The organism is Martinezella lusitana (assembly GCF_016901135.1).
In the GTDB taxonomy this organism is placed as follows: domain Bacteria; phylum Pseudomonadota; class Alphaproteobacteria; order Rhizobiales; family Rhizobiaceae; genus Rhizobium; species Rhizobium lusitanum_D.
Genome location: NZ_JAFEVL010000017.1, coordinates 1 through 8,370, shown reverse-complemented (window position 1 = coordinate 8,370; position 8,370 = coordinate 1). Strand labels below are relative to the sequence as shown.

Here is an 8,370-nt window from a genome sequence, read left to right as displayed (position 1 = left end):
ATGATCCGAGCGCCCGGATGAAGCGCCAGCTGCTTGGCGACGATGTCGGCGGTCAACGTCCGGCTGACCGAATAGCCGCCGAGAATGCTTGAATCGATATGCAGAATGGTCGTCATGGAACAGATCCGTTTGCTTTGCCACAAGGCGGTTATCAAAGGCTGCGAAATGTTGTTGAAGCCTCTGCTGACTGCGATAGGGTGGCACGCAGGGATAAGGGAGAAAAGCCGGTATTTCCTGATGTTTTCCATCGGGTCAACCGATGTAAAGCCCGAACCTTATTGCCAGTGCGACGTGGATATCGGTAGCATCCGTTACTAGCTGCCTCGGTTGCGCCGAGCATTTCAGTCTTTCAGAAGATTCATCTTTGCGAGAGGGCCATTAAACTGTTGCATCGGGGCGCCGGCCGAAAGCGGCCCGAGGTCGATGGGAAAGAAACCAAGGTCGTTGATCAGACCAGAAATTGTTCGATTTGCGCTTTTTTCGTTGCCGCACAGGAATAGGACGCGGCGGCCGGCGGCTGTGCCGGGATCAGCGGCAAGCACCGGCGCTTGAAGCGTATTGAATGCTTTGACGACGCGAGCACCGGGCACGAGTTCAGACACAACCTCGGTGGAGAGTTTTCCGTCGAGATCGCGTGGCGTGAAGTCTGGGAAATTGATGGCGTTCGTCGCATCCACGACGATTCGGCCCGCCCAGTCGCCAACTCCTCCGACCGCCACCGGGACGGAGTCGAAATGCATCGCGAGTATGACGATATCGGCATTGAGCGCATCTCGAGCCTCAACGGCCTTGATACCTTTTTCGAAGCGATCTGTGAATTCGGCCAATGACGCGGCACCGCGGCTGTTGGCAATGACCGCGGGAATGCCGGCCGCATGGAACCGCGCTGCCAGTGCTGAACCGATTTTGCCGGAGCCGAGAATAGCAATGCTGGACATGGTTGATTCCTTGCTTGTTCCGTTCAAATGTGCTGCAGGCTGGCGGCCTAGACAGGCTGCCAGCCCTCGTTTACCGCGACCTCTTAAAACGGATACTGGGCTTCGTTACCGCTGTGGCGGGCATTGATCCAGATCGTGTCGGTGAAATCCTTCATGCAGTCCGGTCCGGTTCGGCCCCAACCGCTATCACGCACACCGCCCAACGGTACATGCGCCTCGTCATTGACTGTGGCCGTGTTGACGTTGACCACCCCGGCCTGGATCCGCGGCGCGAGCTCAAGCGCCCGGTAGCTGTCGCCACTTAGGATCGACGCGACGAGGCCATAGGATGTGCGGTTCGCAACCCTCACGGCATCCTCGACCGTATCGACCGGCTCGACGATGACGACCGGCCCGAAGGTCTCCTGGTTGGAGATTGTCGCTTCATAGGGAACCTTCGTCAGGATGGTCGGATGGTAGACCTGTCCATCGAACGTTCCGCCCGTCTCGATCCGGGCGCCGAGCGACACCGCTTCCTGAACGCCCTTGTGGACTTTCTCGATCGCCGCGGTGTTGATCAGCGGGCCGATCAGTGTCTCGGGATTGGAGGGGTCACCCATCGGCAACTGGCGGGCGCGCTTGACGAACTTGTCGAGGAATTCGTCATGCAGCTTGCGGTCGATGATGATCTTGCGCGTGTTCATGCAGATCTGCCCCTGATGGAAGAACGATCCGAACACGGCGGTGCGTACCGCATAATCAACATCGACGTCGTCGAGGATGATCAGCGGGTTGTAGCCGCCCAGCTCGAGCACCGAGCGTTTGAGCGTCCGGCCGGCGCGCTCGGCCAGGATGCGTGCCGTGCCGACCCCGCCGATGAGATTGATGCAGCGCACGTGCTCAGAGGCGAAAACCGCGTCGGCGATCGCGCCTGCCCCTCCCGGAGCATGCGGGACGACATTGACGACACCGGCCGGGAAGCCCGCTTCTTCGGCGATCCGGGCGACCATCAGGCCAGCCGAGACCGGTGCAAATTCAGACGGCTTGATGACGACGGTGTTGCCCGCCGCCAGTGGTCCCAGCGCCGCACGCCAGGACAGGATGTTGGCGCCGTTCCAGGGCGTGAAGCAGGCAACGACGCCGAGCGGGCGGCGGATGCTGAACGAAAACCGGCCGGGGACATCACTCGGGAACGTCTCGCCCCGAGGATTGTGGACCCAGCCCGCCGCCGCTTCCAAGTTCTGGACGACCAGGCCTTGCTGGAAACGCGCAAAGGATATCGTGCTCCCGGTCTCGCGCGATAGGATATCAGCGATCTCGTCCGTTCGGCTGCGATAGATCTGTGCGGCCTTCAGGAATAGGGCGGCCTTATCGGACGCCGTCATCGCCGCCCAAGCCGGAAACGCCTGCTGGGCCGCTTCGATCGCGTCTTGCGCCTCGGCGCCGCCGCACGCCGCAACACGCGACATCAGCTTGCCGCTATAGGGCTCCAGCACATCGAAAGTCGCATTGCCCGAAGCCTTCTTCCATGTCCCGCCAGCAAGATAGTCGTGGGTATCAATATCGCTCATGTCACACACCATTCGGTTATCACAAAACAGTGCCGGATGGCCGCTCACGCGGCCGCCGACGTCCCATCACACAAACATTCCTCCAGAGGCCTCGATACGCTGCGCGTTGATCCATCCAGTGCCATCGGACAGCAGTGAAGCAATCACCGGTCCGATATCATCAGGCAGGCCCACACGGCCGAGCGCGGTTTGCCCAGCGATCATCTTGTTGAGCCCGGCATTGTCGCGAACGACACCACCGCCGAAATCTGTCTCAATGGCGCCAGGGGCGACGGTATTGACGGCGATGCCGCGCGGCCCGAGTTCCTTGGCGAGGTATCGCGTAAAGACTTCGATCCCGCCTTTCATCATCGCGTAGGCCGCGTAGCCCGGAAGCGAAAAACGAGTCAGGCCACTGGACAGGTTCACGATGCGGCCGCCATCGGCGATCACGGGCAACAATGACTGGGTCAGGAAGAACACGCCCTTGAGATGGACGGCCATCAACCGGTCGAACATTTCTTCGCTGCAGCCAGTAATCGGAGCGGCAAGACCTATGCCGGCATTGTTGACCAGGAAATCGATATTGTCTCGCGACCAGGTCGTCTTCAGGATCTCGCGCAATGTATCGGTGAATGCCGGAAAGGTGGAAACATCGGACGTATCGAGCCGGATAACAGCCGCTCTTCTCCCCATTCCATCAATCGCGCGCGCGACGGCCTGAGCGTCGTCATCGTGAGTGTGATAGGTAATGACGACGTCGACGCCATCTTTAGCAAGCGCAAGTGCGGTATTGCGGCCAAGTCCTCGGCTTCCGCCGGTGACAAGAGCCAGTTTAGGTGTATTGGAAGCCATATTCTTCTCCTTTACCAGTCACGCGTACTGCCTAGGCCATTTTCGCGGCGATACGTTCTGCCAGCATCATGGTCGGGAACCCCGTGGCGACGGAGGGCACGTCCGGCCAGATCGAGGCATCAATGACGCGCAGACCAGCCACGCTGCGAACGCGTCCTTCAATGTCGACGACGGCGGTCGGATCCTTGGCGCCGCCCATCGGCACGGTGGAGGTTGGATGCTGGTAGGTGATAACGGAAGCCGCCAACGCGGAGTTGATCGAAGCGCGATCGCGGCTGGCTGGTCCTGGCGCCAACTCGCCGCTGATCATGTCGGCAAAGGGCTTGTGGCGCGCGATATCGCGGATCATCTCGACACCGTCGATCAAGCGCTCGCGGTCGGCATTGTCCTTGAGGAACCCAAGATCGATGACGGGCGCCGCATTGGGATCACGGCTGGCGATGGTGAGGGAACCGACGGAACGCGGACGCACGAGGGCTGCGAAGAGCAGGAACATCGCGCCGGCCGATGATTTGCCGTCGTCCGGCAGCGTCGCGGTGCTGATGTTGAGATCGGCTTCGTCGCCGATCGCGTGGCGCGAGCGTGTCCACAGCATGGCGCCGATCGGTGGGTAGGGCAGCCCGACCGCCTCCTTGCGGATTGACCATACCGTCGGAACAAGCGGATGATCCTGCAGCCGGTGACCGACCGGCAGATCGGCGATGACCGGGATATCGAGGCGGCGCAACGCATCAGCCGGGCCGATGCCCGATCGCATCAGGATCGCTGGACTGGCGTAGGTGCCGCCGGACAGGATGACTTCGCCCGCTGCTACGACTTCTCCGCCTGCCAGCCGAACCCCTGTTACACGTCCTGCCTCGACGACAACTGCATCGACCAGGGTTTCGTCGCGGATCGTCAGATTGGGGCGCGCCCGAACCGAGTCGCTCAGTAGCGTCATGCCGGTATTGAGGCGCACGCCCATGCGAGTGTTCATCACATAAGGACCAACGCCCAGCGGCTGTTCAGTGGCAAAACCCGCCGAGCGCTGATGGCCGGCGGCAAGCGCCGACGCGATAAAGGCGCGATGCTGATCGGAGACCTCCTCCTCACCAAGCTGGTGGACAGGAAAAGGTCCGTCATGGCCCTCACCGCCCTTGCCGGACGTCCGTTCCAGCGACTTGTAGAAGGGGTGTGTCGCATTCCAGCTCAGTGAGCCGAGGTCATGTTCCCTTGCCCAGCGATCATGGTCGGACTTCGGCAGTCGCATCGCCACGGCGCCATTGATGGCCGACGAACCGCCCAGCACCTTGCCGCGATTGAGCGGAATTTTCCGCCCAAGCACGCCCGGCTCGCTCTGGAAGCCCCAGTCATGCAGCGGGTCGCCGCCGACGAGATCCTGCCGCCGAACGGGATCGGGATAGGCGTTCGGCGCATAAGCCTTGCCGGCTTCGATCAGCAGCACGCGCCGCACCGGATCTGCGCTCAGCCGGTTGGCGAGCACGGCGCCAGCGGAACCGCCGCCCACAATGACGACGTCAAAGCGAGCGCCGCTTTTCGTCTGCGCGCTGGCTGTACCGGCGGCGGTCAGACCGGCTGCGGCGGCGACAGCGCCTGCGAGGAATTCGCGGCGATTGGGTCCGGAGGTGAGGGGATTATCTATGTTAGTCATATTTGCCAATCCTTGCTTGAGAATTGGCCGACACGCTGCTTTGTGCAGCGCGGTCGGCATTCGACGTTTTTTGATGGTGCGATTGAGCTGCGACACCTAGGCAGCAGCCGGGACTGCGTAAAGGTGGTCGCGCAAGGGCACGCCGGAACGTGTCGAACCCGCGACTGGAATCCTCCATGACAGCCACGTGATCGCAGCGGGCCCCCTTCGCCATCGCAGTCTCCTTGATATCAAACGACGATGTGTGATTTGCCACGCTTGCGAAACTCGGCACAGCCTGTATTTGTCGATGCAATCCATCGGTTGAGGCGATAAGAGGACATGACATCTCGATGGTGTTTCTTTCGACCAATCGGACGTTCGTAACAGCAGTTATCGACGTCTTCTTTCCCATATGGCATTTGTCGACGTCGCGCTGAATTCAGGGCAGGGTTCCCGGTCACCCCTTTACGACGGCTCTATGTTGAAGCATTGGGTGGCGTAGTGCAGCCGGCGATCGGTGGCGGCGCGAGTTTTGGTCTAGTTGGGTCACTGCCAACCTTACCAGCGGATCTCTTGGCCGAACGTGTCACGAGTGTCGAATTCGTCATGGTTGCTTCTGCTAATCATCCGCTTGCTCCTCATCATTGATCGAGGAACTTGGCCCTTCCATCACGGCAGGCACGGACGAAGAAGCTGCAAGCGCTGGGTCGATGTCGAAAAAGTGTTCGGCAGCTTGCCTGCCTGGAACGGTCGCATTGTAGTGGACGGCACCAACCCGGTTGTGTTCCTCGATCCAGCCTCCCCGGACGCGAAAGACCCAAGCAATCCGTTGGCGGCTTGTGGCATCAAGCCGGTCGATTTGGGAGGAAAATACTCAAGCAAATTTTCAAGCAATACGTGCCGGGTGCGCGAGTGGGAAAAGCGTTCACGCCGTCGAGACATTGTCCGTGCCAGAAACTATGCTGACGCCTGATTAAAGAGTGCCTTTGCCGGTGGTATGCGGGACTGGCACAACCTGCGTCAGCTTTTGAGTGCGGAATGCGTCGGTGATGAAATCGACGAAGGCGCGTGTCTTGGCGGGAAGCAGCTTCTGGCTGGTGAAGTAGACCGACATTGGCCCGACATCGACGTGCCATTCGGGCAACAGCCGTTCTAATGCGCCACTTTCCAGATGCGGAGCGGCAAGCGGCAGAGCAACCAGAGCGACGCCGATGCCCATGAGGGTCGCCGAACACAGAGCGTCGGGATCGTTGACGATCATTACAGCCTTCTCGACGGCCGTCATCTCCGCGCCCGTGGCGTTTCGCATCACCCAGGTGCGCAGGCGGCTGCTGAGCGGCGAGCGCATGGCCACGCAGGGAAGCTGCGCGAGCCCGGCTGGATCTTCGGGCCGGCTCCTGCCGCGCATGAAGGCTGGCGATGCCACAGCGATCAGATGAATCCGCCCTAACTCCCGCGCCACCATACCATCGGGCAGGTCGAAACCACCGCCGATGGCCGCGTCGAATCCGCCGGAAATCAGATCGAGCGGACGATTGTCGAGGTACCAGTCCGGCGTCACCCCCGGATACCGTTCGAGAAAGGCGGGCATCAGAGGCAACAGGAATTGCACCCCGAAACCGGCCGGCGCGTTCAGCCTAAGGATGCCGGCGGGCTGGCCGGCATTGAGCGTAATGTCCGCAATCGCCCCCTGAATGCTGTCGAGACCACTGCGCACCGACTGCAGGAAGCGGTCGCCCGCCTCAGTCAGCGTCAGGCCGCGCGTGCTCCGCTGGAACAGCCTGACGCCCAGATTTCGCTCGAGCTGCGCGACGTTGCGGCTGACCGCGGCAGGCGTGAGGGTCAGCCGCCGCGCTGCCAGGGAGAAGCTGCCGCTTTCGGCGCTTCGGACGAAGGATTCCAGATTGGCGAGGGTTTCCATAAGCATCAGTCATAACGAATGTTTGAAACAGATACAACTCGGCGCCAACTACCGCTATCATCAGAACGCGCCTAATTACCCCCCAACAACATCATCGTCCTCTCGAAAAAGGAAAGCATTATGAGCATTTCAATTATCGGCGCCGGCGCTATTGGCTCGGCTATCGCCCGCAAATTCGCCCGCAACGGCATCGAAGTGTCGATCGCCAACAGCAGGGGTCCAGAAACCCTTCAGGCGCTGGTCAGTGAGCTAGGCCCGAATGCAAAGGCTGTCACCCTCAAGGAAGCCGCACAAGCCGACATCGTTTTTCTGGCGGTGAACTGGGATCGGATCGAGGGCGCGTTGAAGAATCTTGGCCCGTGGGACGGTCGGATCCTCGTCGATGCCAACAATGCCGTCGAAGTGCCGTCCTACCAGCCCATCGATCTTGGCGGTCGGGCGTCGAGCCAGGCTGTGGCCGAATGGGCTCCCGGTGCGCGCGTCGTTAAGGCGTTCAATCATCTGGTCGCGCCCGTTCTGGAGGCCGACCCGAAAGTAGACGGGGGTCGTCGTGTGCTCTTCGTCGCCGGCGAGGATGCGGACGCCAAGAAGGCGGTCAGCGATTTGATCGTCAAGGTGGGTTATGTGTCGATTGACCTCGGTGGCCTTGAACAGAGCCGTCTCGTGCAGTTCCCCGGAGGCCCGCTGGCCATCGTCAATCTGGTCCAGCTCAATCAGTGATCCGCGCTTGATGCGATTGAGAGGGGCGGGCTTGGCGCCCGCTTCCCTGGAATATTCAAAGTCAAAAGGTGAAACATGACCAATCAACAGACAGGTTCGACCATCGACTATGACGGTCTCATGCAGGCACATCTTTATCGCGTTTTTGCCGAGCGCGACGCTGAAAAGCGTCGCGTGGCGATCCGTGAGATTTATGCCGAAACGGTAACGGTCTATGAGCCTGATGCCGAAGCGACGGGTTATGACGGCGTCGATCACGTGGTTGATGCGATCTTGTCGAAAGCGCCATCGAGCTTCGTTTTTGGAACGTTCGGTCCTGCTGTCGGCCATCACGGTATCGGCCGCATGCGCTGGCACTTCGGCCCGGCGGAAGGACCACCCATCGTGAGTGGCACCGACGTCGTCGAGATCGTGGATGGTAAGATCACGAAGCTTTACGTCTTCCTCGATCCGATGCCGGCCTGACCCGGACAGCCAAGCCCGCTACCCGAACACTAAAACGACCTTTAAGAGGACACCAACCGATGCCCGTACCCAAGACGCTGCTGTCACCCATTCAACTGGGACCCTATACGCTGCGCAACCGCGCCGTGATGTCGCCCCTCACTCGGAGCCGGGCCGGCGAGGGTGACGCGCCCACATCGCTGGCGGTGGAATATTATCGTCAGCGCGCGACGGCCGGCCTGATCATCACCGAGGGCTCGCAGATCTCGGCGCAGGGCAAGGGTTATCCGCGCACCCCCGGCATCTTCAGCGATGCACAGGTCGCCGGCT

At 60.9% G+C, this 8,370-nt stretch carries 8 protein-coding genes and 1 pseudogene; 4 read left to right on the top strand and 5 right to left on the bottom strand.

Annotated features, from left to right (window positions below):
- Nucleotides 1-341: 341 nt before the first annotated feature.
- From JTP94_RS06495 to JTP94_RS06480, 4 genes are all read right to left on the bottom strand, one after another.
- Nucleotides 342-965, bottom strand: coding sequence for an NADPH-dependent F420 reductase (locus JTP94_RS06495; RefSeq protein WP_246754689.1), 624 nt, complete (start codon nt 963-965; stop codon nt 342-344).
- 56 nt (nt 966-1,021) lie between these two features.
- On the bottom strand, nt 1,022-2,488 hold the full coding sequence (locus JTP94_RS06490) for an aldehyde dehydrogenase family protein (protein WP_204849719.1): 1,467 nt from the start codon (nt 2,486-2,488) through the stop codon (nt 1,022-1,024).
- Between the two features lie 66 nt (nt 2,489-2,554).
- A complete protein-coding gene (locus JTP94_RS06485) occupies nt 2,555-3,322 on the bottom strand; it encodes an SDR family oxidoreductase (RefSeq protein WP_204849718.1) in 768 nt (255 codons plus the stop codon).
- 31 nt (nt 3,323-3,353) lie between these two features.
- Nucleotides 3,354-4,973 (bottom strand): GMC family oxidoreductase, encoded by a 1,620-nt coding sequence (locus JTP94_RS06480; protein WP_204849717.1) that lies wholly within the window; start codon nt 4,971-4,973, stop codon nt 3,354-3,356.
- A gap of 592 nt (nt 4,974-5,565) precedes the next feature.
- Between JTP94_RS06480 and JTP94_RS06475 the strand changes: the two genes are divergently transcribed.
- Nucleotides 5,566-5,928, top strand: coding sequence for a hypothetical protein (locus JTP94_RS06475; protein ID WP_246754687.1), 363 nt, complete (start codon nt 5,566-5,568; stop codon nt 5,926-5,928).
- On the opposite strand, the gene JTP94_RS06470 is transcribed toward JTP94_RS06475, so the two are convergent.
- Nucleotides 5,929-6,876, bottom strand: coding sequence for a LysR family transcriptional regulator (locus tag JTP94_RS06470; RefSeq protein ID WP_204849720.1), 948 nt, complete (start codon nt 6,874-6,876; stop codon nt 5,929-5,931).
- Nucleotides 6,877-6,996: 120 nt separating this feature from the next.
- Here JTP94_RS06470 and JTP94_RS06465 point away from each other — a divergent pair, with 120 nt between their 5' ends.
- The 3 genes and pseudogenes from JTP94_RS06465 to JTP94_RS06455 form a co-directional block, all read left to right on the top strand.
- Entirely contained in the window at nt 6,997-7,596 is a 600-nt protein-coding gene (locus JTP94_RS06465; protein WP_204849716.1) for an NADPH-dependent F420 reductase, read from the top strand.
- Between the two features lie 75 nt (nt 7,597-7,671).
- A complete protein-coding gene (locus JTP94_RS06460; protein WP_204849715.1) occupies nt 7,672-8,061 on the top strand; it encodes a nuclear transport factor 2 family protein in 390 nt (129 codons plus the stop codon).
- Nucleotides 8,062-8,120: 59 nt separating this feature from the next.
- A pseudogene (locus JTP94_RS06455) lies at nt 8,121-8,370 on the top strand (alkene reductase); the annotation flags it as partial.